The 26,192-nt window shown below is 65.3% G+C and carries 21 protein-coding genes; 16 read left to right on the top strand and 5 right to left on the bottom strand.

All coding sequences use genetic code 11. The features are described from left to right. Positions 1-101: 101 nt before the first annotated feature. Both ACQR03_RS29760 and ACQR03_RS29755 read right to left on the bottom strand, forming a co-directional pair. A complete protein-coding gene (locus tag ACQR03_RS29760) occupies positions 102-2,672 on the bottom strand; it encodes an ABC transporter permease (RefSeq protein ID WP_434842129.1) in 2,571 nt (856 codons plus the stop codon). Beyond that, positions 2,669-3,406, bottom strand: a complete 738-nt coding sequence (locus tag ACQR03_RS29755; RefSeq protein WP_315750630.1) for an ABC transporter ATP-binding protein — start codon at positions 3,404-3,406, stop codon at positions 2,669-2,671. Before ACQR03_RS29755 ends, ACQR03_RS29760 begins: the two co-directional genes overlap by 4 nt. A 55-nt stretch (positions 3,407-3,461) precedes the next feature. On the opposite strand from ACQR03_RS29755, the gene ACQR03_RS29750 reads away from it, so the two are divergent. From ACQR03_RS29750 to ACQR03_RS29695, 12 genes are all read left to right on the top strand, one after another. Further along, positions 3,462-4,094 carry an arylesterase gene (locus ACQR03_RS29750; protein ID WP_316167767.1) on the top strand — a complete coding sequence of 211 codons (633 nt, stop codon included), beginning with the start codon at positions 3,462-3,464 and terminating at the stop codon, positions 4,092-4,094. A gap of 205 nt (positions 4,095-4,299) precedes the next feature. Then, positions 4,300-4,878 (top strand): RNA 2',3'-cyclic phosphodiesterase, encoded by a 579-nt coding sequence (gene thpR, locus ACQR03_RS29745; protein WP_315715923.1) that lies wholly within the window; start codon positions 4,300-4,302, stop codon positions 4,876-4,878. Positions 4,879-5,031: 153 nt separating this feature from the next. After that, complete coding sequence (gene zapE / locus ACQR03_RS29740) at positions 5,032-6,213, top strand: cell division protein ZapE (RefSeq protein WP_434842130.1); 1,182 nt, start codon at positions 5,032-5,034, stop codon at positions 6,211-6,213. 226 nt (positions 6,214-6,439) lie between these two features. Continuing rightward, positions 6,440-7,408 carry a malate dehydrogenase gene (gene mdh, locus ACQR03_RS29735; protein ID WP_009031546.1) on the top strand — a complete coding sequence of 323 codons (969 nt, stop codon included), beginning with the start codon at positions 6,440-6,442 and terminating at the stop codon, positions 7,406-7,408. A gap of 127 nt (positions 7,409-7,535) precedes the next feature. Continuing rightward, positions 7,536-8,732, top strand: a complete 1,197-nt coding sequence (sucC, locus tag ACQR03_RS29730; RefSeq protein ID WP_315715925.1) for an ADP-forming succinate--CoA ligase subunit beta — start codon at positions 7,536-7,538, stop codon at positions 8,730-8,732. Between the two features lie 55 nt (positions 8,733-8,787). Then, positions 8,788-9,672 carry a succinate--CoA ligase subunit alpha gene (sucD, locus tag ACQR03_RS29725; RefSeq protein ID WP_172184319.1) on the top strand — a complete coding sequence of 295 codons (885 nt, stop codon included), beginning with the start codon at positions 8,788-8,790 and terminating at the stop codon, positions 9,670-9,672. Positions 9,673-9,811: 139 nt separating this feature from the next. Next, a complete protein-coding gene (locus tag ACQR03_RS29720) occupies positions 9,812-12,769 on the top strand; it encodes a 2-oxoglutarate dehydrogenase E1 component (RefSeq protein ID WP_315750632.1) in 2,958 nt (985 codons plus the stop codon). A gap of 137 nt (positions 12,770-12,906) precedes the next feature. Next, positions 12,907-14,145 (top strand): 2-oxoglutarate dehydrogenase complex dihydrolipoyllysine-residue succinyltransferase, encoded by a 1,239-nt coding sequence (odhB, locus tag ACQR03_RS29715; protein ID WP_315715927.1) that lies wholly within the window; start codon positions 12,907-12,909, stop codon positions 14,143-14,145. A 25-nt stretch (positions 14,146-14,170) separates the two neighbouring features. Continuing rightward, complete coding sequence (locus ACQR03_RS29710; RefSeq protein ID WP_434842131.1) at positions 14,171-14,671, top strand: hypothetical protein; 501 nt, start codon at positions 14,171-14,173, stop codon at positions 14,669-14,671. Between the two features lie 77 nt (positions 14,672-14,748). Further along, the gene (locus tag ACQR03_RS29705; RefSeq protein WP_315715928.1) at positions 14,749-15,495 is read left to right on the top strand and encodes an SDR family oxidoreductase; all 747 of its coding nucleotides are present in this window, start codon (positions 14,749-14,751) and stop codon (positions 15,493-15,495) included. A 45-nt stretch (positions 15,496-15,540) separates the two neighbouring features. Continuing rightward, on the top strand, positions 15,541-16,944 hold the full coding sequence (gene lpdA, locus ACQR03_RS29700; RefSeq protein WP_315715929.1) for a dihydrolipoyl dehydrogenase: 1,404 nt from the start codon (positions 15,541-15,543) through the stop codon (positions 16,942-16,944). A 129-nt stretch (positions 16,945-17,073) separates the two neighbouring features. Further along, positions 17,074-17,604 carry a hypothetical protein gene (locus ACQR03_RS29695; protein WP_315750633.1) on the top strand — a complete coding sequence of 177 codons (531 nt, stop codon included), beginning with the start codon at positions 17,074-17,076 and terminating at the stop codon, positions 17,602-17,604. 40 nt (positions 17,605-17,644) lie between these two features. Here ACQR03_RS29695 and ACQR03_RS29690 read toward each other — a convergent pair whose 3' ends face one another. Together ACQR03_RS29690 and ACQR03_RS29685 are read right to left on the bottom strand one after the other, a co-directional pair. Further along, positions 17,645-18,235 (bottom strand): DUF4337 domain-containing protein, encoded by a 591-nt coding sequence (locus ACQR03_RS29690; protein WP_315715931.1) that lies wholly within the window; start codon positions 18,233-18,235, stop codon positions 17,645-17,647. An 81-nt stretch (positions 18,236-18,316) separates the two neighbouring features. Further along, a complete protein-coding gene (locus ACQR03_RS29685) occupies positions 18,317-19,219 on the bottom strand; it encodes a tyrosine recombinase XerC (protein WP_315750843.1) in 903 nt (300 codons plus the stop codon). Between the two features lie 316 nt (positions 19,220-19,535). On the opposite strand from ACQR03_RS29685, the gene ACQR03_RS29680 reads away from it, so the two are divergent. Beyond that, entirely contained in the window at positions 19,536-21,746 is a 2,211-nt protein-coding gene (locus tag ACQR03_RS29680) for a primosomal protein N' (protein WP_434842132.1), read from the top strand. A 112-nt stretch (positions 21,747-21,858) separates the two neighbouring features. On the opposite strand, the gene ACQR03_RS29675 is transcribed toward ACQR03_RS29680, so the two are convergent. Next, complete coding sequence (locus ACQR03_RS29675; protein WP_434842133.1) at positions 21,859-22,407, bottom strand: septal ring lytic transglycosylase RlpA family protein; 549 nt, start codon at positions 22,405-22,407, stop codon at positions 21,859-21,861. 649 nt (positions 22,408-23,056) lie between these two features. Here ACQR03_RS29675 and ACQR03_RS29670 point away from each other — a divergent pair. From ACQR03_RS29670 to ACQR03_RS29660, 3 genes are all read left to right on the top strand, one after another. Then, positions 23,057-23,617: a F0F1 ATP synthase subunit delta gene (locus ACQR03_RS29670; RefSeq protein WP_434842134.1), complete on the top strand. Its 561-nt coding sequence runs from the start codon at positions 23,057-23,059 to the stop codon at positions 23,615-23,617. Beyond that, on the top strand, positions 23,617-25,149 hold the full coding sequence (gene atpA, locus ACQR03_RS29665; protein WP_315715935.1) for a F0F1 ATP synthase subunit alpha: 1,533 nt from the start codon (positions 23,617-23,619) through the stop codon (positions 25,147-25,149). Before ACQR03_RS29670 ends, atpA begins: the two co-directional genes overlap by 1 nt. Before the next feature lie 155 nt (positions 25,150-25,304). After that, positions 25,305-26,183, top strand: a complete 879-nt coding sequence (locus tag ACQR03_RS29660; RefSeq protein ID WP_434842135.1) for a F0F1 ATP synthase subunit gamma — start codon at positions 25,305-25,307, stop codon at positions 26,181-26,183. The last annotated feature ends 9 nt before the right edge of the window (positions 26,184-26,192 follow it).

Genomic DNA, 26,192 nt, shown 5'->3' with positions numbered 1-26,192 from the left:
TAGCATATCCGCCGCAAGCTTCCACGCGCGGCTGAATGTCGCTCCGCGCGCGTCCCAGCCGCAGAAATCGCGTTAACCGTGCGGCATGAGCGCGCAAGCCGCTACAGATTCCGAAGAACCGTCGCGGGCTTCTGGTTGAGCGCCAGCAGCGTGCCGGCCAGACCGAGGCCGACCGTCACGATCAGCGCGGCTACGACGACCAGCGCGGCGCTGCCGGCCTGCCAGGCGAAGCTCAACGTCATCAGCCGGGTCACGATCAGCCAGGCGGACACCGAGCCGGCGATGACGCCGAACGCGGCGGTGGCAAACCCGATCATCAGATATTCCAGCGCGTAGGCGCCGAGCAGCCGCAGCCTTGTCGCGCCCAGCGTCTTCAGGATGACGGCATCGTAGACCCGGTGGCGGTGGCCGGCTGCCAGCGCGCCGCCCAGCACCAGGATGGCCGAGATCAGCGTCACCGCACTGGCGCCGCGGATGGCGAGCGCGAGGTTGGAGACCACCGAGCCCACCGTCTCCATCACCTCGCGGACCCGCACGCTGGTCACCATCGGGAAGGCGTCGGCCACCTTGCGGATGACACGGGCATCCTCGGCGGTATCGGAGCGCGCCTCGGTGAGGGTGGCGACATGGGTGTGCGGCGCTCCCTTGAAGGCATTCGGGGAGAACACCAGCACGAAATTGATGCCGAGCCCCTGCCAGTCGATGGTGCGCATGTTGCCGATCCGCGCCGTGATGTCGCGTCCGAGCACGTTGACCACGATGTCGTCACCGAGCTTGAGGCCGAGACCGTCGGCGATCCGCTTCTCGATCGAAACCAGCGGCGGGCCGCTGTAGGTCTCGCCCCACCACTCTCCCTCGACGACCTTGGATCCTTTGGGAACCTCGGCGGTATAGGTCAGGCCCCGGTCGCTCTGCAGCACCCATTCGGTGTCAGTTGTCGCCTTGAGGTCCTCGGCGCGCACGCCGCGGGCGGAGACGATGCGCCCGCGCAGCATCGGCACGTCTTCGACAGTGGATTGAGGGGCGAGGTCCTTGAGGAAGTCGCGGAAGCGGTCGGCCTCGCCGGAGGGGACGTCGATGAAGAAAAAGGACGGCGCCTGTTCCGGCAGTTGAGCCAGGAACTGGCGTCGCAGATTGCCGTCGATCTGGGTAATCGTGACCAGCACGGCGAGTCCCAGCCCGAGCGAGAGCACCACGGACGGTGTCAGCGCGCCCGGGCGATAGATATTGCTGACCGCCAGCCGCAGCATCGGGAAGCGGCTGCGCGGCAGGGCGCGCGCAATTGCCATCACCGCGGCGGCAATGCCGCGCAACAGCACGAACACCAGCGCGGCGGCGACGACGAACACGGCTGCGATGCGCTTGTCGTAGGACAGTCCGATCACGACCGCGATCAGCAGCGCGACGGTGCCCGCGATCAGCACCAGATAGCTCCAGCGCGGACGGTGCCATTCGGCGATAACCGCCTCGCGGAACAACGCCGCCACCGGCACGTCGCGTACGCGCCCGAGCGGCCACAGACCGAACGCCAGTGCGGTGAGCAGACCATAGACGAAGGACAGCGCCAGCTCATCCGAATGAATAGCCGGGATCACGGGCAGCGGCAGAATGTTGCCGAACAGCCCGACGATGGCAAACGGCAGGGCCGCCCCGGCGCAGAGGCCAATGATCGAACCGATCGTGGCGAGCACCATCACCTGCACGAGGTAGATGCCGAACACGTCGCGGCTGGTGGCGCCGAGGGCCTTGAAGGCCGCGATCACCTCGGTCCGGCGGTCGACATGGCTCTTGACCGCATTGGCGACGCCGACGCCGCCGACCAGCAGGGCGGCGAGACCGACCAGGGTGAGGAACTGGGTGAAGCGGCCGATCGTCCGCTCCAGTTGCGGCGAGGCGTTGCTGCGGCTGCGGATCTCCCATCCGGCCGAGGGCAGCGTCAGGCGGGTATCGGCGATGAAGGACGCCGCGGCGTGGTCGTCCTTGGCATTGTCGGGCAGCCGGACCCGGTAGGTCCAGCGCACCAGGCTGCCCGGCTGCAGCAGCGGTGTGGCCCGCAGGCCCGCCTCGCTGATCAGGAAGCGTGGCCCGAGGCCGATGCCGCCGGACAATTTGTCGGGCTCGGCCTGCAGCGCGCTGCGAATCTGGAAGCGGACCGTGTCGATGGTGACGGTGTCGCCGATCCTCAGATCGAGCCGAGCCAGCAGCGCCGGATCCGCCGCAGCTCCGTAGACGCCGTCGCGCTCGGCCAGGATGTCGGCCATCGGCAGATCTGGCTGGAGCTCGGCCTTGCCGAGCAGCGGATAGGCGTTGTCGACCGCCTTCAGCTCGACCAGCGCCAGCTTGGCGTCGCCCGAGCGCACCATGGCGCGCAGGGTCGCAGCCAGCGACAGCTTTCCACGCGAGCGCAGGAAGTCGATCTCCTCCGGCTTGGCCTCGCGCTGAAACAGTGAAAAGGCGACGTCGCCGCCGAGCAGCGTACGTCCTTCGCGAACCAGGCCGTCGTTGAGGCTCGCCGCCACCGAGCCGACACCGGCAATGGCGAGCACGCCGAGCGCAATGCAGGCGATGAAGACGTAGAAGCCGCGCAGGCCTCCCCGCAGCTCGCGCAGCGCGTAGCGCACGGGCAGCGCGGCCATGCGGCCGCCGGCGATCGGTTCAGCGACGGTGGTCATGCAAGGGCCGGCTCGTGCGCGCCGCCGTCGGCTTCGATCCGCCCCGAGCGCAGCCGGACCACGCGGTCGCAACGATGCGCAAGCCCGCTGTCATGGGTCACCAGCACCAGCGTCATGCCGCGCTCGGCATGCTTGGTGAACAGCAGGTCCACGATCTGCCGTCCGGTGGTCTCGTCGAGATTGCCGGTCGGCTCGTCGGCCACCAGAATAGCCGGGTCCGGCGCAAGTGCCCGCGCCAGCGCCACGCGCTGCTGCTCGCCGCCCGAGAGCTGGGTCGGATAGTGGTGCAGCCGGTGTCCGAGTCCGACCGAATCCAGCTCGCGGGCGGCGCGCTCGGCGGCGCCGGAATGGCCCGCCAGCTCCAGCGGCACCGCGACATTCTCCAGCGCCGTCATGGTCGGGATCAGATGGAAGGACTGGAAGACGATGCCGACCTGGCGGCCGCGGAACCGGGCCAGGGCGTCCTCGTCCAGGGCATTGAAAGCGGTCCCGTTGACCACCACCTCACCCCCATCAGGACGTTCCAGCCCCGCCATCACCATCAGCAATGTGGACTTGCCAGAGCCCGACGGTCCGATCAGACCGATCGTCTCGCCCTGTCCCACCCGCAGGCTGATGTCCTTGAGGATATGGACCCGCGCCGCGCCGGTGCCGAGCGAGAGGTTGACGTTCGAGATGGTAATGGTGTCCGGCGCAAGGCCGGCCAAAGGCGAGGTTTCGATGAGACTGTCCATGGCTCGGTCATATGGCAACTCCGCAAGCCGGGTCGAGAGGCGCGGACATATCTTCGTGCACATACTCGTGTTGATGCTCGCCTTGATGACAGTCGGGCCCGCGTTCGCGGGTGCCGAGGCCGTCAAGCCGATCAAGCTCGTCGTTCTCGGCGATTCCTTGAGCGCGGGACTCGGCCTGTCCGCCTCGGATGCGTTTCCAGCCAAGCTGCAGAAGGCGTTGCAGGCCAAGGGGCTGCCGATCGACCTCACCAACGCCGGCGTGTCCGGGGACACCTCGTCCGGCGGCCGCGACCGGCTCGACTGGTCGGTGCCGGAGGGGACCGAAGCGGTCATCGTCGAGCTCGGCGCCAATGACGCGCTGCGCGGCATCGATCCCGCCGTGGCGCGCAAGGCTTTGAGCGAGATCGTGACCCGGCTGAAGGCCAGGGGCATCGCCGTGATGCTGTGCGGCATGCTGGCGCCGCCGAATTTCGGCAGCGACTACGCCGCGAAATTCAACGCGATCTACCCCGATCTCGCCAAGCAGTTCGACGTGCCGCTGTATCCATTCTTCCTCGATGGCGTCGCCGCCGACGCCAAGCTGAACCAGGCCGACGGCATCCACCCCACTGCGGCGGGCGTCGACATCATCGTGTCCAGGCTGTTGCCTACGGCGGAAGCATTCCTGCGTCCGCTTCGTGGGCAATGACGGAACGAAGCGCCGCGTCGATCATTTGCGATAACCTTAAGGACCGGGTTTTCCGCAGCTTTTACCGGCGTTAACCCGCCTTCCGTCGCGGAGTCATATAAGTTCGGTAGGAATGATGCATTGGCGATTCGTCGTCGATCATTTCTCGAAGGCATGATCTCGTCAATTTTCGAGATCAGCCTCCAGCATCGGGAGTCCCGAAACGATGCCGCGTTTGTTTACTGGACTGGAAATCCCGGCCGAGGTTGGCCACACGCTTTCCGGTTTGCGGGGTGGCCTCCCCGGCGCCCGCTGGATCGATCCCGAAAATTACCATGTGACGTTGCGTTTCATCGGTGACATTGACGGCGCCTCCGCCAACGAGATCGCCTCGATGCTGTGGCGGGTGAACCGCAAGCCGTTCGAAGTGACGGTGCAGGGTCTTTCCAGCTTCGGCGGCCGCAAGCCGCGCGCCGTCGTTGCCAACGTCGCGCCGAGCCGCCCCCTGATCGAGCTGCAGGCCGAGCTCGAGCGGCTCATGCAGCGGATCGGGCTCGATCCGGAGGGCCGCAAATTCGTGCCCCACGTCACGCTGGCGCGGCTGCACGATGCGTCGAGCCAGGACGTCGCCGACTATCTCTCCGTCCGCGGCTATTTCCCGAGCCGCGTGTTCATGGCCGAGCGCTTCGTGCTGTTTTCGTCGCGTGCCTCGACCGGCGGCGGGCCCTATGTGGTCGAGGACGCCTATGACCTCTCGCCGGGGGTGAGGTCTGCAGCGGGGTCGTTCAAGCCAGCCGTTCGCTGAGGCCAGGAGCGAAGACGAACGTCGTTAGCCCTCGACTAACGATCACGGCGGCGTTTGCGTGCCATATACCACGACCTCACGGCTCCGACGCATGGCGGCTTCCACCATTTGCGGATTGCATTTTCCGTAAGTCTCATGACCTAGAGTGGGCTCATGCTGTCCACTCCGTCAGACGCGTTCCGCGCGCAATATCAGTCTTTGGTCGATACCGGTGCGATCGAGGCCGACCTCGCCCAGGCCGAGGTCGCCGACGCCCTGGCGGCGCTGGAGCGCCGGCTCTCCACCTACAAGCCCACGCGCAAGCAAGGCTTGTTGGGCCGCCTTTTTGCCGACAAGAGCGAGCCGCCGAACGGCCTCTATGTCCATGGCGAGGTCGGGCGCGGCAAGACCATGCTGATGGACCTGTTCTTCCAGAACTGTCCGGTCGAGCACAAGCGCCGCGCGCATTTTCACGAATTCATGGCAGAGGTGCATGAGCGCATCTACGGCTACCGCCAGAACATCGCGCGCGGCGAACTCGCCGATGCCGATGTGATCGGTCTCACGGCGCAGGCGATCTTCGATCAGGCCTGGCTGCTCTGTTTCGACGAATTCCATGTCACCGACATCGCGGACGCGATGATCCTGGGACGTCTGTTCGCCAGGCTGTTCGAGCTTGGCACGGTGGTGGTGGTGACCTCCAACGTCGCGCCTGAAGACCTCTACAAAGGCGGCCTCAACCGCGCGCTGTTCCTGCCCTTCATCAAGCAGATTGCCGACCACATGGACGTGATGCGGCTGGACGCGCGCACCGATTTCCGGCTGGAGAAGCTGGCCGGCGTGAAGATGTGGCTGGTGCCGGCCGATGTCGACGCGCGAGCGGCGCTCGACAAGGCCTGGGCGCGGCTCACGGGCCATGCCAAGTGCAAGCCGCGCGACATGACGATCAAGGGGCGCATTCTGCACGTCCCGTGCTCCGCCAACGGCGTCGCCCGCTTCGGTTTTGCCGATCTCTGCGAGAAGCCGCTGGCAGCCTCGGACTATCTGCGGCTCGCGCACGACTATCATACGATCCTGATCGATCACGTTCCGGTCATGGATCTGGCCGAGCGCAATGCCGCCAAGCGGTTCATCACCCTGATCGATACGCTCTACGACAACGCCGTGAAGCTGATCGCCTCCGCCGAAGCCGACCCGATTTCGCTCTACGTCGCGACCGAGGGCATCGAGGCCATGGAGTTCAAGCGGACCACCTCGCGCCTGATCGAGATGGGTTCGGACTCCTATCTGGCCCTGCCGCACGGGCGGAAGGACTCGGCGGCATCTGGGACTTCCACGGGGTTGGTCGAAACCTGACAAATACTGGAGTTTTGGCGAACGCCAGCCGCGGGGCACACAGCCGCGAAAAGGCCACGCCAATCATGCTGAAAGGATCATCAGCAGCCGTCGCCCGGTCCTGATCGAAATCAAGGCAGGCCCGTCAATTGGCCATAGCTTGACTTGAACGGCCGGGGCGAAAGGGATAACCACCAGTCGACTTTTCAACCTCCCTCACTCCTTCGGGTTCAAAGGAAAATTTGCCATGGCGCGCGACAAGATTGCTTTGATTGGCTCCGGTCAGATCGGCGGAACGCTGGCTCACCTCGTCGGCCTCAAGGAGCTCGGCGACGTCGTGATGTTCGACATTGCCGAAGGCGTTCCGCAGGGCAAGGCGCTCGACATCGCCCAGTCATCGCCGGTCGACGGCTTCGACGCGCACTACACCGGCGCCAACTCCTATGAGGCGCTCGACAACGCCAAGGTGTGCATCGTCACGGCCGGCGTGCCGCGCAAGCCGGGCATGAGCCGCGACGACCTCTTGTCGATCAACCTCAAGGTGATGGAGCAGGTCGGCGCCGGCATCAAGAAGTACGCGCCCGACGCCTTCGTCATCTGCATCACCAACCCGCTCGACGCGATGGTCTGGGCGCTGCAGAAGGCCTCGGGGCTTCCGGCCAAGAAGGTCGTCGGCATGGCCGGCGTGCTCGACTCGGCGCGTTTCCGCTACTTCCTGGCTGATGAGTTCAACGTCTCGGTCGAGGACGTCACCGCCTTCGTGCTCGGCGGTCATGGCGACACCATGGTTCCGCTGACCAAGTACTCGACCGTTGCCGGCATTCCGCTGCCCGACCTCGTCAAGATGGGCTGGACGTCGCAGGCCCGCATCGACGAGATCGTCGATCGCACCCGCAACGGCGGCGCCGAGATCGTCAACCTGCTGAAGACCGGCTCCGCCTACTACGCTCCGGCGGCGTCGGCGATCGCAATGGCCGAGAGCTATCTGCGCGACAAGAAGCGCGTGCTGCCCTGCGCGGCGCATCTCAACGGCGAGTTCGGCGTCAAGGACATGTATGTCGGCGTGCCCGTCGTGATCGGCTCCAAGGGTGTCGAGCGCATCGTCGAGATCGAGCTCGCCGGCAAGGACCGCGAGGCGTTCGACAAGTCGGTCGCCGCCGTGCAGGGCCTGGTCGACGCCTGCAAGAAGATCGCGCCCGACCTGCTCGGCCGCTGATCAGGGGTCATTCACGGGGCGTAATCTCGCCCACATCGAGTTGCAGGATGTTTGGTATATGGTATACCAGACATCCTAACAACAATTCTGGTCGTCACCCCATCGCGGGTTCGGGGAGCAAGCGCTTATGAACATTCACGAATATCAGGCCAAGGCACTGCTGCACGAGTTCGGCGTGCCGATTTCCAAGGGCGTGCCGGTTCTCCGTCCGGAGGACGCGGATGCGGCGGCGAAGACGCTCGGTGGCCCGGTCTGGGTCGTGAAGAGCCAGATCCACGCCGGTGGCCGTGGCAAGGGCAAGTTCAAGGAGGCCTCGGCCGGCGACAAGGGCGGCGTCCGCCTCGCCAAGTCGATCGACGAGGTCAACACTTTCGCCAAGCAGATGCTGGGCGCGACGCTGGTGACCGTGCAGACCGGCCCCGATGGCAAGCAGGTCAATCGCCTCTACATCGAGGACGGCTCGGATATCGACAAGGAGTTCTATCTGTCGCTGCTGGTCGACCGCGAGACCTCGAGGGTCGCCTTCGTGGTGTCGACCGAAGGTGGCGTCAACATCGAGGACGTCGCCCACGAGACCCCCGAGAAGATCGTGACCTTCTCGGTCGACCCGGCCACCGGCGTCATGGGCCATCACGGCCGCGCCGTCGCCAAGGCGCTGAAGCTCTCCGGCGACCTCGCCAAGCAGGCCGAGAAGCTCACCACCCAACTCTACAATGCGTTCGTCGCCAAGGACATGGCGATGCTCGAGATCAACCCGCTGGTCGTCACCAAGCAGGGCCAGCTGCGCGTGCTCGACGCCAAGGTGTCGTTCGACTCCAACGCGCTGTTCAAGCACCCGGAAGTCGTCGCGCTGCGTGACGAGACCGAGGAAGACGCCAAGGAGATCGAGGCCTCCAAATACGACCTCAATTACGTTGCGCTCGACGGCACCATCGGCTGCATGGTCAACGGCGCCGGCCTTGCCATGGCGACGATGGACATCATCAAGCTCTACGGCATGGAGCCCGCCAACTTCCTCGACGTCGGCGGCGGCGCCAGCAAGGAGAAGGTCGCGGCGGCGTTCAAGATCATCACCGCCGACCCGAACGTGAAGGGCATCCTGGTCAACATCTTCGGCGGCATCATGAAGTGCGATGTCATCGCCGAGGGCGTCGTGGCCGCGGTCAAGGAAGTCGGCCTGAAGGTGCCGCTCGTGGTGCGCCTCGAAGGCACCAATGTCGATCTCGGCAAGAAGATCATCAGCGAGTCCGGTCTGAACGTGTTGCCCGCCGACAATCTCGACGACGCCGCGCAGAAGATCGTCAAGGCCGTCAAGGGAGGCTGAGCGCCGGTCCAGGCGCTCGCTCATTCCTCACCGCAACGCTTTTAGAGAAAGCACGATGTCCATCCTCATCGACAAGAACACCAAGGTCATCTGCCAGGGCTTCACTGGCAAGAACGGCACCTTCCACTCCGAGGCGGCGATCGCCTACGGCACCAAGATGGTCGGCGGCACGTCGCCGGGCAAAGGCGGCTCGACCCACCTCGGCCTGCCCGTGTTCGACACCGTCAAGGAGGCCCGCGAGGCCACCGGGGCCGACGCCTCGGTGATCTACGTCCCGCCGCCGGGCGCCGCCGACGCGATCTGCGAGGCGATCGACGCCGAGGTCCCGCTGATCGTCTGCATCACCGAGGGCATCCCGGTGCTGGACATGGTCCGCGTCAAGCGCTCGCTGCAGGGCTCCAAGTCGCGCCTGATCGGGCCGAACTGCCCGGGCGTGATGACCGCCGGCGAGTGCAAGATCGGCATCATGCCGGCCAACATCTTCAAGCCCGGTTCGGTCGGCATCGTGTCGCGCTCCGGCACGCTGACCTACGAGGCGGTGTTCCAGACCACCTCGGAAGGTCTCGGCCAGACCACGGCGGTCGGCATCGGCGGTGATCCGGTCAAGGGCACCGAGTTCATCGACATGCTCGAGATGTTCCTGGCTGACCCCAAGACCACCTCGATCATCATGATCGGTGAGATCGGTGGCTCGGCCGAGGAGGACGCGGCGCAGTTCATCAAGGACGAAGCCAAGCGCGGTCGCAAGAAACCGATGGTGGGATTCATCGCCGGCGTCACCGCGCCTCCCGGCCGTCGCATGGGTCATGCCGGCGCGATCATCTCCGGCGGCAAGGGCGATGCCGGCTCGAAGACGGCCGCGATGGAAGCGGCTGGTATTACCGTGTCGCCGTCGCCTGCGCGGCTCGGAAAGACGCTTGTCGAAAAGTTGAAATCCTGATTCAGGGCTTAGTGCTTTTCGGCGCGAATATTTACAATAAATAAGGTAAACGGTCCTAACCCGAGCCTGATCCGCGTCCCCCGCGGGTCAGGCATTGCGCCGTTTTGATTGGGCGCATCGAAATTACCAGGACGCCACCATGTCTCGCCAAGATGCGAACGCCGCCTTCGCCCTGTCGTCTTTTCTGCAGGGCACCAATGCCACCTACATCGATGAGATCTACGCCCGCTACGAGAAGGATCCCGCTTCGGTCGACCCGGAATGGCAGGAGTTCTTCAAGAGCCTGAAGGATGCGCCGGCCGACGTGCAGAAGAATGCGTCGGGCCCCTCCTGGGCGCGCAGCAACTGGCCGGTCTCCCCCCGGGACGAATTGACCTCGGCGCTGGACGGCAACTGGGCCGTCGTCGAGAAGAAGGTCGGCGAGAAGATTGCGCAGAAGGCTCAGGCCAAGGGCGTCGAATTGTCGGCGGCCGACGTCAACCAGGCCACCCGCGACTCCGTCCGCGCGTTGATGCTGATCCGCGCCTACCGCATGCGCGGCCACTTCCACGCCAAGCTCGATCCGCTCGGCATCGAGGCGCCGCGCAACCGCGAGGAGCTGGACCCGCGTTCCTACGGTTTCACCGAGGCCGACTACGACCGCAAGATCTTCCTCGATCACGTGCTCGGCCTCGAATACGGCAGCTTGCGCGAGATCGTCGCGATCTGCGAGCGCACCTATTGCCAGACGCTTGGCGTCGAGTTCATGCACATCACGAACGCGGCGCAGAAGGCCTGGATCCAGGAGCGCATCGAGGGGCCGGACAAGGAGATCTCGTTCACCCGTGAGGGCCGTCGCGCGATTCTGCAGAAGCTGATCGAATCCGAAGGCTTCGAGAAGTTCTGCGACGTCAAGTTCACCGGCACCAAGCGCTTCGGTCTCGACGGCGGCGAGTCGCTGATCCCGGCGCTGGAGCAGATCATCAAGCGCGGCGGCAATCTCGGCGTGAAGGAGATCGTGCTGGGCATGCCGCATCGCGGCCGCCTCAACGTGCTGACCCAGGTCATGGGCAAGCCGCATCGCGCGCTGTTCCACGAGTTCAAGGGCGGCTCGGCCAATCCCGACGCGGTCGAAGGCTCCGGCGACGTCAAGTACCACCTCGGCGCCTCCTCGGACCGCGAGTTCGACGGCAATCGCATCCACCTGTCGCTGACCGCCAACCCCTCGCATCTCGAGATCGTCGACCCCGTGGTGCTCGGCAAGGTCCGCGCCAAGCAGGACCAGCACGGCGATCCGCCCGACATGCGCATCTCGGTGCTGCCGCTCTTGATGCATGGCGACGCTGCGTTCGCCGGCCAGGGCGTGGTGGCGGAGTGCTTCGCGCTGTCGGATCTGAAAGGCTACCGGACCGGTGGCTCGATTCATTTCATCGTCAACAACCAGATCGGCTTCACGACCTATCCGCGCTATTCGCGCTCGTCGCCCTATCCGTCCGATGTCGCCAAGATGATCGATGCGCCGATCTTCCACGTGAACGGTGACGATCCGGAAGCGGTGGTGTTCGCGGCCAAGGTCGCGACCGAGTTCCGGCAGAAGTTCCACAAGCCGGTCGTCATCGACATGTTCTGCTACCGCAGGCATGGCCACAACGAAGGTGACGAGCCGGCTTTCACCCAGCCGGTGATGTACAAGAAGATCGCCGGCCATCCGTCGACCTTGGAGATCTACTCCAAGCGGCTGGTCGCCGAAGGCGTGATGACCGAGGGCGAGGTCGACAAGGCCAAGGCCGACTGGCGCGCCCGTCTCGACGCCGAGTTCGAGGCCGGCACGAGCTATCGTCCGAACAAGGCCGACTGGCTCGACGGCAAGTGGGCGGGTTTCAAGTCCGCCGACCAGGAGGAGGAGGCGCGCCGCGGCGTCACCGGCGTCGAGATCGACCGCCTCAAGGAGATCGGCCGCAAGATCACCAAGGTGCCGGACGGCTTCCGCCTGCATCGGACGATCCAGCGTTTCCTCGAGAACCGCGCCAAGGCGATCGAGAGCGGCATCGGGCTCGACTGGGCGACCGGCGAGGCGCTGGCGTACTGCTCGCTGCTGCTCGAAGGCCACAAGGTTCGCCTCTCCGGCCAGGACAGCGAGCGCGGCACCTTCTCGCAGCGCCATTCGGTGCTGATCGATCAGGAGGACGAGAGCCGCTACACGCCGTTCAACCATCTGGCGCCGGAGCAGGGCCACTTCGAGGTCATCAACTCGCTGCTGTCCGAAGAAGCCGTGCTCGGCTTCGAATACGGCTATTCGCTCGCAGAGCCGACCGCGCTGACCCTGTGGGAGGCGCAGTTCGGCGACTTCGCCAACGGCGCTCAGGTGTTGTTCGACCAGTTCATCTCGTCGGGCGAGCGCAAATGGTTGCGCATGTCCGGCCTGGTCTGCCTGCTGCCGCACGGCTATGAGGGCCAGGGCCCCGAGCATTCCTCGGCACGCCTCGAGCGCTATCTGCAGATGTGCGCCGAGGACAACATGCAGGTGGTCTATCCGACCACGCCGGCAAACTACTTCCACGTGCTGCGCCGCCAGCTGCATCGCGAGATCCGCAAGCCGCTGATCGTGATGACGCCGAAATCGCTGCTGCGCCACAAGCGCGCGGTGTCTCGGCTCGAGGAGCTCGCCAAGGGCACCACGTTCCACCGCATCCTGTACGATGACGCCCAGATGCAGGCGGACGACAAGACCAAGCTGGTGCCGGACGACCAGATCCGCCGCATCGTGCTGTGCTCGGGCAAGGTGTATTACGATCTCTACGACGAGCGCGAGAAGCGCGGGCTCAACGACGTCTACCTGATGCGCGTCGAGCAGCTCTATCCGGTGCCACTCAAGGCGCTGGTCGCCGAGCTCGGCCGCTTCAAGAACGCAGAAGTCGTGTGGTGTCAGGAAGAGCCGCGCAACATGGGCGCGTGGCACTTCATCGAGCCGTATCTCGAGTGGGTGCTGAACCAGACCGGCGGCAAGAGCAAGCGTCCGCGCTATGCCGGCCGTGCTGCGTCGGCCGCGACCGCCACGGGCCTGATGTCCAAGCATCTCGCCCAGCTGAAGGCGCTGCTCGACGAAGCCCTGAACTGAACCTGCCTTTTTTGACGCGCCCCGCAATCTGCGGGGCGCAAGTACATCGCGTTGATCGTCCGTCCCGCATCGCTTGCTCGCCGCAAGGCGATGGCGGACCGGCTTTATGACCGCACGGGTTATTGAGGATAAAGACCATGACTGAAATTCGCGTTCCGACGCTGGGTGAATCCGTCACCGAAGCCACCATCGGCCGCTGGTTCAAGAAGGCAGGCGACGCCGTGGCGGTCGACGAGCCCCTCGTCGAGCTCGAGACCGACAAGGTCACGATCGAGGTGCCCGCGCCTTCGGCCGGCACCTTGGGCGAGATCATCGCCAAGGATGGCGAGACGGTCGCCGTCGGCGCGCTGCTCGGCCAGATCACGGATGGCGCCGTGGCTGCCAAGCCCGCCGCTGCTGCTCCGGCTCCGGCGAAGCCGGCTGCCGCTGCGCCGCCGGCTGCGGCTCCCGCCCCTGCCAAGGCGCTGCCCGCCGATACCCCGCAGGCGCCGTCGGTTCGCAAGCTCTCGGCTGAGAGCGGCGTCGATGCGACCACCGTGCCGGGCTCCGGCAAGGACGGCCGCGTCACCAAGGGCGACATGCTGGCCGCCATCGAGCGCGCAGCGTCCGCGCCGACCCCGGTCAATCAGCCCGCCGCCTCGGTCCAGGTGCGTGCGCCGTCGCCGGCCGACGACGCCGCGCGCGAGGAGCGCGTGAAGATGACGCGGCTGCGCCAGACCATCGCGCGCCGCCTCAAGGACGTGCAGAACACCGCGGCGATGCTGACGACCTTCAACGAGGTCGACATGACCAACGTCATGGCGCTGCGCAGCCAGTACAAGGACGTGTTCGAGAAGAAGCACGGCTCCAAGCTCGGCTTCATGGGCTTCTTCACCAAGGCCGTGGTGCAGGCGCTCAAGGACATCCCGGCGGTCAACGCCGAGATCGACGGCACCGACCTGATCTACAAGAACTACTATCACATCGGCGTCGCCGTCGGCACCGACAAGGGCTTGGTCGTGCCCGTCGTGCGCGACTGCGACCACAAGTCGATCGCCGACATCGAGAAGGGCATCGCCGATTTCGGCCGCCGCGCCCGTGACGGCCAGCTCAAGATCGACGAGATGCAGGGCGGCACCTTCACCATCACCAATGGCGGCATCTACGGCTCGCTGATGTCGACCCCGATCCTGAACGCGCCGCAGTCCGGCATCCTCGGCATGCACAAGATCCAGGAGCGCCCGGTGGTGGTCGGCGGCAAGATCGAAGTCCGCCCGATGATGTATCTGGCGCTGTCCTACGATCACCGCGTCATCGACGGCAAGGAAGCCGTGACGTTCCTGGTGCGCGTCAAGGAAAGCCTGGAGGATCCGGCACGGCTCGTGCTGGATCTTTAATCTCAAGCCATGCAGGGAGAGGGGAATGGCTCTGGTAGCGCTGACTTCAGATACTAAGGTCACAGAGTTCGGACATCTGACTCCTATCGATGTCGAGATTGACTCTGTGATCTTGGAGCTATTCTACCTCACTTGCGTCCTGCGAGAATATGGTTCCAAAATCGGCAAAGTATACGCCTACCACTACGGTGTCGAAATAAAGCAAGTCGGCTACCGAAATCCCTTCGACGTAGTTGCTCTCTTCAAGAATATCCCCAAGGGCGCGGCTGAGTTTGTTCTGTCCAGAACGATCTTTTATCAGCAAGAGTGCCAAAAGCGGCAGGCTGAGGCGGACAAGAAGAAGGCCGAAGCTGAGAAAGCCCATCAATCGGCAATCGAGAAGAAGTTGGCGAACCTCGATAAGGCTCATAAGCTGCGGCAGAAACTGATAAAGGATGGCGTGGATATAGAAGAAGCGTCGAAAGTTGTTGCCGGACTCTTGGAAGATCAACGCGCGAACTTGCGTTTGCTCAATCATCAAAAATAGCGGTCCACCGAGTTGCTATTGATTGATGTCGCGGTCCCCAGCGTCATCCAAGATCGTGCAGATTAGGCAGAGTCATCATGACCGACAGGGTTGCAGTGATCACCGGCGGCAGCCGCGGCATCGGCCGCGCCACCGCCATCGCCGCCGCATCGCGCGGCTTCAAGATCGTGGTCGGCTACGCCTCCAACGAGGCCGCCGCGCAGAGCACGGTGGCCGCGATCGAGGCCAAGAACGGCAAGGCCATCGCAGTCAAATGCGACGTCGGCCGCGAGCACGACATCCTCGCTCTGTTCAAGGCGGCGGACAAGTTCGGCACGCTCGGCGCGCTCATCAACAATGCCGGCATCGTCGGTCCGACCACGCGCGTCGACGAGATGAGCGCGGAGCGCATCGAGCGTTTGATGGCGGTCAACGTCACCGGCAGCATCCTGTGCGCACGTGAGGCGGTGAAGCGCATGTCGACGCGGCATGGCGGACAGGGCGGCGTGATCATCAACCTGTCGTCGGTCGCCGCCAAGCTCGGCTCGCCGAATACCTACGTCGATTATGCGGCGTCGAAGGGCGCGATCGATTCCTTCACCGTCGGCCTCGGTCATGAGGTCGCCAATGAAGGCATCCGCGTCGCCGCCATTCGCCCAGGGCTGATCGACACTGATATCCACGCCTCCGGCGGCGAGCCCGATCGCGCCCATCGTCTCGCCCCGCTGGTGCCGATGAAGCGCGTCGGCACCGCGGAGGAAATCGCCAATGCCATCGTCTGGCTGCTGTCGGACGAGGCTTCCTATGTCACTTCGGCCATTCTCGACGTGTCGGGCGGACGCTGACGACCGTCGCTATCTCTGACTTGCAAGCTTACGGAACATTCGATCATGGCATCCTACGATCTCGTCGTCATCGGCACCGGACCCGGTGGTTATGTTTGCGCCATCCGCGCAGCACAGCTCGGCATGAAGGTGGCCGTGGTCGAGAAGAACGCCACCCTCGGCGGCACCTGTCTCAATGTCGGCTGCATGCCGTCGAAGGCGCTGCTGCACGCCTCGGAGCTGTTCGAGGAAGCCGGGCACTCCTTCGCCAAGATGGGCATCAAGGTGCCCCAGCCCGAGATCGATCTGCCGGCGATGATGAACTTCAAGCAGCAGGGCATTGACGGCAACGTCAAGGGCGTCGAGTTCCTGATGAAGAAGAACAAGATCGACGTGCTCGTGGGCAAGGGCAAGATCCTCGGCACCGGCAAGCTGCAGGTCACCGGCAATGACGGCGCCGTGCAGACCGTCGAGACCAAGAACATCGTGATCGCGACGGGCTCGGACATCGCGCGGCTCAAGGGCATCGAGATCGATGAGAAGCGCATCGTGTCCTCGACCGGAGCTCTGTCGCTGGACAAGGTGCCTTCGACGCTCTTGGTGGTCGGCGCCGGCGTGATCGGGCTCGAACTCGGCTCGGTGTGGCGCCGCCTCGGCGCCAAGGTCACCGTGGTCGAATTCCTCGATCGCATCCTGCCCGGCATGGATGGCGAGATCGCCAAGCAGTTCCAACGAATCCTCGAGAAGCAGGGCTTTGCGTTCAAGCTCGGTGCCAAGGTGACCGGTGTCGACACCTCTGGCACGACGCTCTCGGCCATGATCGAGCCGGCGGCCGGCGGCGCGGCCGAGAAGATCGAAGCCGACGTGGTGCTCGTGGCGATCGGCCGCGTGCCCTACACCGAGGGACTCGGGCTGCAGGAAGCGGGCGTCGCGCTCGACAACCGCGGCCGCGTCCAGATCGACCATCATTTCGCGACCAGCGTGCCCGGCGTCTACGCCATCGGCGACGTCGTTGCAGGGCCGATGCTCGCGCACAAGGCGGAGGACGAGGGCGTCGCGGTGGCCGAGATCCTCGCGGGCCAGGCCGGGCACGTGAACTACGACGTCATTCCAGGCGTGGTCTACACGACGCCCGAAGTGGCCTCCGTCGGCAAGACCGAGGACGAGCTGAAGCAGGCCGGCGTCGCCTATACCGTCGGGAAGTTTCCGTTTACCGCGAATGGCCGTTCCAAGGTCAACCAGACCACTGACGGTTTCGTGAAGATCCTAGCCGATGCGAAGACGGATCGCGTGCTCGGCGCCCATATCATCGGCCGCGAGGCCGGGGAAATCATTCACGAGGCCGCCGTATTGATGGAGTTCGGTGGCTCTGCCGAGGATCTCGCGCGCACCTGCCACGCGCATCCGACACGGTCGGAGGCCGTGAAGGAAGCCGCGCTTGCGGTGGGTAAGCGGGCCATCCATATGTGATGGACGCCCGGAGGCGCCTTCGGTGGGTGCGACAAAACGCCCGCTTTTGACGCTGAACCGAACGGCAAGGCGCGAGGTCGTATCGTCATAGCGGCCTCAACCCGCGAGGCCTGGCGGAGATGGAGTCCGATGCTGCGCCGCCTGCTTCAGCCGTTCTGGGTTCTGCTCGCGATCATCTTCCTGATCGAAGCTTGGCTGTGGGACCATCTCGAGCCGATCGTGGCGCGCATCGTCGCCGCGGTACCGCTGCGTAGCTTCAAGCACTGGCTGGCCGCGCGCATCGAGACCCTGTCGCCGGCGCTGACCCTGATCGTCTTCGTCGTGCCGGTCGTGCTGCTGTTTCCGCTCAAGCTGATCGGCATGTGGCTTTTGATGCACCAGCAGTGGAAGTTTGCGCTGGCCACGATCGTGTTCGGCAAGATCGTCGGTGTCGGCGTCACCGCCTTCATCTTCGATGTGACGCGCAGCAAGCTGCTGCAGATGTCCTGGTTCGCGTGGCTCTACGAGGCCGTGCTCGCGCTGCGCAGGAAAGCCGCGGCGCTGGTCGATCCTATCAAGCAGCGCATCCGCGAGATCATCCACGGCAATGCCGATGGCTGGTCATCGCGCGTGCTGCGCGTGATCATGCGCTTCCGCAGGAGCGTGCAGCAGGCGCGGTAGTGGTGGTCGCGACGTCGCAAGCCAGTTGCTGTCGCTGACCTCAGTGCAGATGCAAGAGATGCGGCTGGAACAGGCCGAGCAGCGTCATGGCAATACCGATCAGCGCGAGCCCTCCGGAGGCCCAGGCCAGAACGATCATTCCCGTGATGATCGTCGCCGACGCCAGCACGATGCCGATCTGGAAGGCGGCCGACGCGAGCTCATAGTGGTGGTACTTTGCCGTCGCCTCGTCGCGTTCGTGCTCGGCATGCTTGGCGCGCTCGGCGAGTTGCTCGCTGCCTTCGCCGGTTTCGGGCTCGGAGCGATAGCGCGCAGCATTCTTCTGCCAATCGTCGATCTGCTTCTGCAACGCCGCCTTGGCCGCCTCGTCAGGCAGCGCCGGCAAGCTCAGTTTGCCCTGCTCGGCGGCGGTCTGCACCACGGTGCGGCGAACGGTCTTGGCCTGGAAGAAGGCCCAGAGGTTGGAGGCCTCGACGTTCTTGCTGATCGATTCGGTCTGCGCGCCCTTGCCGAGCGTTTCGGACAGCGCCAGGAACAGGGCTATGACGGCGATCAGCAGCGCGATCTTCTTGTTTTCGCCGGACGCGTGCTCGGCATGCTCCGCATGCTCCATGCTCTCATGTGCGCTCATCTGTCCCCTCCGGATCAAGCAGCCAAGACGATTGCCGGAACCGGGGGGACAGCGCAAGCGAAACGATATGAACGAAAAATGTCACCGTCGCGGATGCGCTGACGCGTAGACCTGCAGCAGGCGCTCCGAATCGATGCCGGTATAGATCTGCGTCGTCGACAGCGAGGCGTGGCCGAGCAGCTCTTGGATCGCGCGCAGGTCGCCGCCGCGCGACAACAGGTGCGTCGCGAAGGAATGGCGCAGCGCGTGCGGCGTGGCGCTGTCCGGCAGGCCCAGCGCGCCGCGCAGCCGCTCCATCGCGAGCTGGATGATGCGCGGGCTCAACGGACCGCCCTTGGCGCCGAGAAACATCGGCCCCTCCGCAGGCAGCGGGTACGGACAAAGCCTGGCATACTCGTCGATCAGCTGCAGCACGTTCTGCAGCACCGGCACCATCCGGGTCTTGTTGCCCTTGCCGGTCACCACCAGCACGTCGCCTTCGCCGGGACGCGGCACCTCGCGGCGTTTCAGGCCGAGCGCCTCGGAGATGCGCAGGCCGGAGCCATACAGCAGCGCCATCACCGCGGCGTCGCGTGCCAGCACCCAGGTCTCGCGGGTCTCGCCGGCGCGCTCGTCGGCATCGGCGAGGCGCTTGGCGGCGTCCATCGGCAGCGGCTTCGGCAGGCTCTTGGCGATCTTTGGCGCGCGGATTCCTGAGAGGGCGCCGACCTTGCCCGTGCCCTCGCGCTCCAGAAAGCGCCCGAACGAGCGCAGGCCCGCCAAGGTTCGCATCAGGGAACGTCCGGCGATGTCGTCGGCGCGGCGCATCGCCATGAAAGCCCGGATGTCGGCGGCCTCCAGCCCGGCGAAGCGCACCAGCGTCACCGGCTCGCCCCAATGGATGCAGAGGAATTGCAGGCACTGCCGGAGGTCACGGGCGTAGGCCTCGACCGTCTTCGGGGACAGCCGGCGCTCGCTGCGCAGATGCGCCAGCCACTGCATCATGGCCTGGACGACGCCCTCGTCGGCGCCGAGGAGGGCGGTGGCCTCAGACTCTTCGTCCGTGTCCGCGTGAGTCGGCTCTGTTTGCTTTGCCATGGCGTCCGTGCCCACGGATGGGTCGCTGTGAAGCGTTGTCGATCGCCGCGAACTCGGTTTGCGCCTCTCCCCGCAAGAGCGGGAAGAGGGAGTGCAATGGCGCTCGCGGGAACAGCTCGATCTCATCTCGTCGAGTCATGTATATCGCACTGTCGTCCTTTACCGTTCGCTAACTTTGCCGGACGGCTTTCGCTTCAGCCAGAGCAAGGCTATCTCCGCCCTCATGGACCGCGCGACCGACCTCTTTCCAGGTGCAGCCAGCACGACCGGCGTGGTCGACGTGCTGGTTCCGGTCGCGCTCGACCACACCTATTCCTACCGCGTGCCGCGCGGCATGGATCTGAAGCCGGGCGATATCGTCGGCGTGCCGCTCGGGCCGCGCGAGGTACTGGCGGTGGTGTGGGCGGAGAATGCCAATCCGGATCCGCGGCTGCACAACCGGCTCAAGGACGTCAGCGAGAAGCTCGAGGTGCCGCCCCTCAAGCCGGAGCTGCGCTCGCTGGTCGACTGGGTCGCGAATTACACGCTGTCGCCGCGTGGCATGGTGCTGCGGATGTGCCTGCGCATGGGCGAGCATCTTGGCCCGGAGCGTGTCCGGCTCGGCGTCCGCCTGGTCGGCGAGCCGCCCAAGCGGCTGACGCCGGCGCGGCGGCGGGTCATCGAGGCGGTGTCAGACGGTCTGCTGCATGGAAAGTCCGACCTCGTCCGCGAGATCGGCGTCTCCAGCAGCGTGATCGACGGCCTGGTCGACGAGAGGACCCTCACGGTCGAGGCGATGCCGCGTGCGCTGCCGCCGCCGGCGCCCGATCCGTCGTTCGCGCAGCCCGAGTTCTTCGACGCGCAGCTGGCCGGCGTCGCGGCGATGCGGGCGCTGGCCGCCGATGGCGGCTTCCAGGTCGCGCTGCTCGACGGCGTCACCGGCTCCGGCAAGACCGAAGTCTATTTCGAGGCGGTCGCCGAGACCGTCCGCCGCGGCCGGCAGTCGCTGATCCTGATGCCTGAGATTTCGCTCACCGGCCAGTTCCTCGACCGCTTCTCGCGCCGCTTCGGCGTGCGGCCGCTGGAATGGCATTCCGAGCTGACCCCGCGCACGCGCCAGCGCAACTGGGCGGCGATCGCTGCCGGCGAGGCGCCGGTCGTGGTCGGCGCCCGCTCGGCGCTGTTCCTGCCCTATGCCGATCTCGGCCTGATCGTCATCGATGAGGAGCACGATCAGGCCTACAAGCAGGACGAGGGCGCGCATTACCACGCCCGCGACATGGCGGTGGTGCGCGGCCACATCGCCAAATTTCCGGTGGTGCTGGCCTCGGCCACCCCTTCGGTCGAGACCGAGGTCAATGCCCGCAAGGGCCGCTATCAGCGCGTCGCGCTGCCGTCGCGGTTCGGCGGCCAGCACATGCCGCATATCGAGGCCATTGATCTCCGGCGCGAGCCGCCGCCGCGCGGCCGCTACATCTCGCCGCGGCTGGCGGGTGAGATCCGCACCGCGATCGAGCGCGGCGAGCAGGCGCTGCTGTTCCTGAACCGCCGCGGCTATGCGCCGCTGACCCTGTGCCGCGCCTGCGGCCATCGCTTCGCCTGCACCATCTGCGACGCGTGGCTGGTCGATCACCGCTTTCGCCAGCGCCTCGTCTGTCACCATTGCGGGTTCTCGATGCCGCGTCCGCCGACCTGCCCGCATTGCGCGGCCGAGGAATCGCTGGTCGCGGTGGGGCCCGGCGTGGAGCGGCTGCAGGAGGAGGCGGCGGCGCTGTTTCCTGAGGCGCGCAGCATGGTGCTGTCGAGCGACCTGATCACCTCGATCGAAACCATGCGCGCCGAGCTGACCGAGATCGCCGAAGGCCGCGTCGACCTCATCATCGGCACCCAGCTCGTCGCCAAGGGCCACAACTTTCCGCGGCTCAATCTGGTCGGGGTGGTCGATGCCGATCTCGGCCTCGGCAATGGCGATCCGCGCGCCGCCGAGCGCACCTGGCAGCTCTTGAACCAGGTGATCGGCCGCGCCGGCCGCGAGCAGGGGCGGGGTCGCGGCTATCTGCAGACCCACCAGCCCGAGCACCCCGTCATGAAGGCGCTGGTCGCCTGCGACCGCGAGGCGTTCTACACCAGCGAGATCGACGCGCGCGAGCGCACCGGCTATCCGCCGTTCGGCAGGCTGGCGAGCCTGATCATCTCGGCGGGGGATCGGCCTACTGCCGAAGGCTTCGCCCGCCGGCTGGTCGCGTCAGCGCCGCGAGAGGAGGGGGTGCTGCTGCTCGGCCCGGCCGAGGCGCCGCTCGCGGTGATCAAGGGCCGCTACCGCTTCCGGCTGCTGCTCAAGTCGGCCCGCAATTTCGATCTGTCGGATTATCTGCGCCACTGGCTGGCGCATGCCGAGAAGCCCAAGGGCAATCTCAAGCTCGAGGTCGACGTCGACCCGCAGAGCTTCTTGTAGCGCTCTCTCCACCGTCATTGCGAGCGCAGCGAAGCAATCCAGGGCCGGGTTGGGACTCTGGATTGCTTCGTCGCTTCGCTCCTCGCAATGACGCGCGGAAAGATCGGGTATCTTACGACACGACCTCGGCGGTGACGCGGCCGACGCCGGCGCGGGTCAGGCCGATGGCGCGGGCTGCGCCGGTCGACAGGTCGAGCACCCGGCCACGGATGAACGGGCCGCGGTCGTTGACGGTGACGATGACGCTGTTGCCGCCATGGGTCACGCGCAGCTTGGTGCCGAACGGCAGCGAGCGGTGAGCGCAGGTCATCGCGTTGGCGTTCATGCGCTGGCCGGAGGCGGTGCGGCTGCCGGACTCGTTGCCGTAGTACGACGCCATGCCGGAGAAAGTGCGGCCGGTGCCGGACGACGGCGTGACCGCTGCGTTGGAGTTCATCCACGAGGAGCCGTTGGACGACCATCCGTTCGAAAACGAGTCGGCCGCGGGCTGAGCAGCATGACGCGCCATGTGATGATGGTGGTGGCGAGCGTGGTGTTGGTGGTGCCTGGACCGGGCCGAGGCTTCGGTGGCGCTGCCGCCGACGATCAGCGTCACGGCAACAGCGAGCGCGGTGCGCGAGCCGGCGATCTTGCCAGCCGAGAGGTTCTTCAGTTTCAGCATCTATGTCCCTCGAACAGTATTGCCGCGTTCTGCGGCCAGTGGACCCCCGTCAGGTGTTGAGGCGGGCGCCGTTTGGTGGGGCAATGAGGCGTGAATGGGGCAGTAGAAATTGTTCCGCTCTGATCGAAACATCTTGCATCGCGGTCTACTCATCACGGAAAATTCCGTAATCCACCACGTTAACGTTTGATTAACGATCAAATACTTCAAAATACTGTTGAGTTAAGTTCTCACTTAGGATGCCAAGATGTCAGCAAGTAATGTCGGTGCGGGCTGGCCGGCGGCCGCTGGGCACCGCCGACGGGAGTCAAGGCCAAACCAGCATGGCGGCCATGCAGCAACAGCTGGAACCTTGCGCTGAGTGGCTGGTATCGGGGTCGGGTCGCGCGCAGGGCGCGATCAGCGAGGCCGTTGGACGGCGCGTAGGCTCCGACCGCGGCGCGGCAACAAGGTGCCGAATAGCGGGCCGCCGCTTGTTGCGGCTGCGCGTACGCTATGTTAGCAAAGCGCCGCTTTTCGTGATCAAGCTGCTCCCGCGGCGATCGAAAATCAAAGTCCTGCTTGAATTCCAAGGGCTTAACTGGTTTGCGCCGCAGCGGCGCGCCGGTGTCCCTCTTGTGGGTTGGGCGCATATAAAAAGAGCACGTCTGTGGCTGCTGAAGATCCCTCCGTATCCGGTGTGTCCGGTCGTTACGCGACGGCCCTGTTTGAACTGGCCCGTGACGAAAAGTCCGTCGATGCGGTCAAGGCCGATCTCGACAGGTTCAATGCCCTCCTCGATGAGAGCGCCGATCTCAAGCGCCTCGTCCGCAGTCCGGTGTTCGGTGCGGACGTGCAGCTCAAGGCGCTGAATGCCGTGCTGGACAAGGCCGGCATCGCCGGCGTCGCCGCCAACGTGCTGCGCGTGCTGACCGCCAACCGCCGCCTGTTCGCGGTGACCGACGTGATCCGCGCCTTCAACGCGCTGGTCGCCAAATACAAGGGAGAGGCCACGGCCGACGTCGTCGTCGCCGAGCCGCTCTCGGACAAGAATCTCGACGCCTTGAAGGCCTCACTGAAGACGGTGACCGGCAAGGAGGTCGCGCTCAACGTGAAAGTCGATCCAGCGATTATCGGCGGGCTCGTCGTCAAGCTCGGCAGCCGCATGATCGATAGTTCGCTTCGCACCAAACTCAACTCGATCAAGCACGCGATGAAAGAGGCAGGCTGATGGACATCCGCGCCGCGGAAATTTCCGCGATCCTCAAGGACCAGATCAAGAATTTCGGGCAGGAAGCCGAAGTCACCGAAGTCGGACAGGTGCTGTCCGTCGGTGACGGTATCGCCCGCGTCTACGGTCTCGACAACGTCCAGGCCGGCGAGATGGTCGAGTTCGAGAACGGCACCCGCGGCATGGCGCTGAACCTCGAGACCGACAATGTCGGCGTCGTCATCTTCGGCGCCGACCGCGAGATCAAGGAAGGCCAGACCGTCAAGCGCACCCGCGCCATCGTCGACGCTCCGGTCGGCAAGGGTCTGCTCGGCCGCGTCGTTGACGCGCTCGGCAATCCGATCGACGGCAAGGGCCCGATCCAGGCCACCGAGCGCAAGCGCGTCGACGTCAAGGCCCCCGGCATCATTCCGCGCAAGTCGGTGAACGAGCCGATGTCGACCGGCCTCAAGGCGATCGACGCCCTGATCCCGGTCGGCCGTGGCCAGCGCGAGCTGATCATCGGTGACCGTCAGACCGGCAAGACCGCGATCGCGCTCGACACCATCCTGAACCAGAAGCCGCTGAACGTCGCTGGCGCTCCCGAGAGCCAGAAGCTGTACTGCGTCTATGTCGCGATCGGCCAGAAGCGCTCCACCGTCGCTCAGTTCGTGAAGGTGCTCGAAGAGCAGGGCGCGCTGGAGTATTCGATCGTCATCGCCGCCACCGCGTCCGATCCGGCCCCGATGCAATATCTGGCCCCGTTCACCGGCTGCACCATGGGCGAGTACTTCCGCGACAACGGCATGCACGCCGTCATCATCTATGACGATCTGTCGAAGCAGGCCGTCGCCTATCGCCAGATGTCGCTGCTGCTGCGCCGTCCGCCGGGCCGCGAGGCCTATCCGGGCGACGTGTTCTATCTGCACTCCCGCCTGCTCGAGCGCGCCGCCAAGCTCAGCAAGGACCATGGTCTGGGGTCGCTGACCGCGTTGCCCGTCATCGAGACCCAGGCCAACGACGTGTCGGCCTACATTCCGACCAACGTCATTTCGATCACCGACGGCCAGATCTTCCTGGAGACCGATCTGTTCTTCCAGGGCATCCGTCCGGCCGTGAACGTCGGTCTGTCGGTGTCGCGCGTCGGCTCCTCCGCCCAGACCAAGGCGATGAAGAAGGTCGCCGGCAAGATCAAGGGCGAGCTGGCGCAGTACCGCGAGATGGCGGCCTTCGCGCAGTTCGGCTCCGACTTGGACGCCTCGACCCAGCGCCTGCTCAACCGCGGCGCACGCCTGACCGAGCTCCTGAAGCAGCCGCAGTTCTCGCCGCTGAAGATGGAAGAGCAGGTCTGCGTGATCTGGGCCGGCACCAACGGCTATCTCGATCCGCTGCCGCTCAACAAGGTGCGCGCCTTCGAGGACGGCCTGCTGTCGCTGCTGCGCGGCAAGAATGCCGACCTGCTCAACGCGATCCGCGACAGCAAGGATCTGTCCGACGACAGCGCCGCCAAGCTGAAGGCGGTCGTCGAGGGCTTCGCCAAGACCTTCGCCTGATCGCGAGGTCGTGGCCGGCTCCGGCCGGCGATCCACGCCCTTCGGGGTGGGACAACGTGACATCTCATGCCCGGCGCCAGGCCGGGCATGACCAATCTCAGGGTTGAGCGGTCGGGTCTTCAACGGATCGGCCGCCGGGGTGAGCTAGACGAACAATGGCGTCACTGAAAGACATGCGGGTCCGCATCGCCTCGACCAAGGCGACGCAGAAGATCACCAAGGCCATGCAGATGGTCGCCGCCTCCAAGCTGCGCCGCGCGCAGCAGGCGGCCGAAGCGGCGCGTCCCTATGCCGAGAAGATGGACGCCGTGATCTCCAACATCGCGAGCGCCACCATCGCCTCCGCCGGCGGCCCGAAGCTGTTGGCGGGCACCGGTCGCGATCAGGTGCACCTGCTGCTGGTCTGCACCGGCGAGCGCGGCCTGTCTGGCGCGTTCAACTCCTCGATCGTCCGCCTGGCGCGCGAGCGTGCGCTCGCCCTGATGAACCAGGGCAAGGAGGTGAAGTTCTTCTGCGTTGGCCGCAAGGGTTATGAGCAGCTTCGCCGCCAGTTCGACAAGCAGATCGTCGAGCACATGGACCTGCGCTCCGTACGCCAGATCGGCTTCGCCAATGCCGACGAGATCGCCAAGAAGGTGATTGCCCGCTTCGAGACCGGCGAATTCGACGTCTGCACCCTGTTCTACTCGCGCTTCCGCTCGGTAATCGCGCAGATCCCGACCGCTCAGCAGATCATTCCGCTGGTGGTCGAAGCGCGCCCGGCCAATGCGGCGCCGCTGGCGCCTTACGAATACGAGCCGGAAGAGGACGAGATCCTGGCTGGACTGCTGCCGCGCAATCTCGCGGTGCAGATCTTCCGCGCACTGCTCGAAAACAACGCCTCGTTCTACGGTGCGCAGATGTCGGCCATGGACAACGCCACGCGCAACGCCGGCGAGATGATCCGCAAGCAGACGCTGATCTACAACCGCACGCGTCAGGCGATGATCACCAAGGAACTGATCGAAATCATTTCGGGCGCCGAGGCGGTCTAGCCGGATCGC

The organism is Bradyrhizobium sp. HKCCYLS3070 (assembly GCF_051167575.1).
Taxonomy (GTDB): Bacteria; Pseudomonadota; Alphaproteobacteria; order Rhizobiales; family Xanthobacteraceae; genus Bradyrhizobium.
This window is presented reverse-complemented; position numbering and strand designations above follow the sequence as displayed.

Bases quoted from the DNA above. Each gene is read 5' to 3' on its own strand.
- sucC (WP_315715925.1), top strand. From the start codon at position 7,536: ATGAACATTCACGAATATCAGGCCAAGGCACTGCTGCACGAGTTCGGC.
- ACQR03_RS29755 (WP_315750630.1), bottom strand. From the start codon at position 3,406: ATGGACAGTCTCATCGAAACCTCGCCTTTGGCCGGCCTTGCGCCGGAC.
- zapE (WP_434842130.1), top strand. From the start codon at position 5,032: ATGCTGTCCACTCCGTCAGACGCGTTCCGCGCGCAATATCAGTCTTTG.
- ACQR03_RS29720 (WP_315750632.1), top strand. From the start codon at position 9,812: ATGTCTCGCCAAGATGCGAACGCCGCCTTCGCCCTGTCGTCTTTTCTG.
- thpR (WP_315715923.1), top strand. From the start codon at position 4,300: ATGCCGCGTTTGTTTACTGGACTGGAAATCCCGGCCGAGGTTGGCCAC.
- ACQR03_RS29660 (WP_434842135.1), top strand. From the start codon at position 25,305: ATGGCGTCACTGAAAGACATGCGGGTCCGCATCGCCTCGACCAAGGCG.
- ACQR03_RS29675 (WP_434842133.1), bottom strand. From the start codon at position 22,407: ATGCTGAAACTGAAGAACCTCTCGGCTGGCAAGATCGCCGGCTCGCGC.
- ACQR03_RS29680 (WP_434842132.1), top strand. From the start codon at position 19,536: ATGGACCGCGCGACCGACCTCTTTCCAGGTGCAGCCAGCACGACCGGC.
- ACQR03_RS29695 (WP_315750633.1), top strand. From the start codon at position 17,074: ATGCTGCGCCGCCTGCTTCAGCCGTTCTGGGTTCTGCTCGCGATCATC.
- atpA (WP_315715935.1), top strand. From the start codon at position 23,617: ATGGACATCCGCGCCGCGGAAATTTCCGCGATCCTCAAGGACCAGATC.
- ACQR03_RS29760 (WP_434842129.1), bottom strand. From the start codon at position 2,672: ATGACCACCGTCGCTGAACCGATCGCCGGCGGCCGCATGGCCGCGCTG.
- mdh (WP_009031546.1), top strand. From the start codon at position 6,440: ATGGCGCGCGACAAGATTGCTTTGATTGGCTCCGGTCAGATCGGCGGA.
- odhB (WP_315715927.1), top strand. From the start codon at position 12,907: ATGACTGAAATTCGCGTTCCGACGCTGGGTGAATCCGTCACCGAAGCC.
- lpdA (WP_315715929.1), top strand. From the start codon at position 15,541: ATGGCATCCTACGATCTCGTCGTCATCGGCACCGGACCCGGTGGTTAT.
- sucD (WP_172184319.1), top strand. From the start codon at position 8,788: ATGTCCATCCTCATCGACAAGAACACCAAGGTCATCTGCCAGGGCTTC.
- ACQR03_RS29710 (WP_434842131.1), top strand. From the start codon at position 14,171: ATGGCTCTGGTAGCGCTGACTTCAGATACTAAGGTCACAGAGTTCGGA.
- ACQR03_RS29690 (WP_315715931.1), bottom strand. From the start codon at position 18,235: ATGAGCGCACATGAGAGCATGGAGCATGCGGAGCATGCCGAGCACGCG.
- ACQR03_RS29705 (WP_315715928.1), top strand. From the start codon at position 14,749: ATGACCGACAGGGTTGCAGTGATCACCGGCGGCAGCCGCGGCATCGGC.
- ACQR03_RS29685 (WP_315750843.1), bottom strand. From the start codon at position 19,219: ATGATGCAGTGGCTGGCGCATCTGCGCAGCGAGCGCCGGCTGTCCCCG.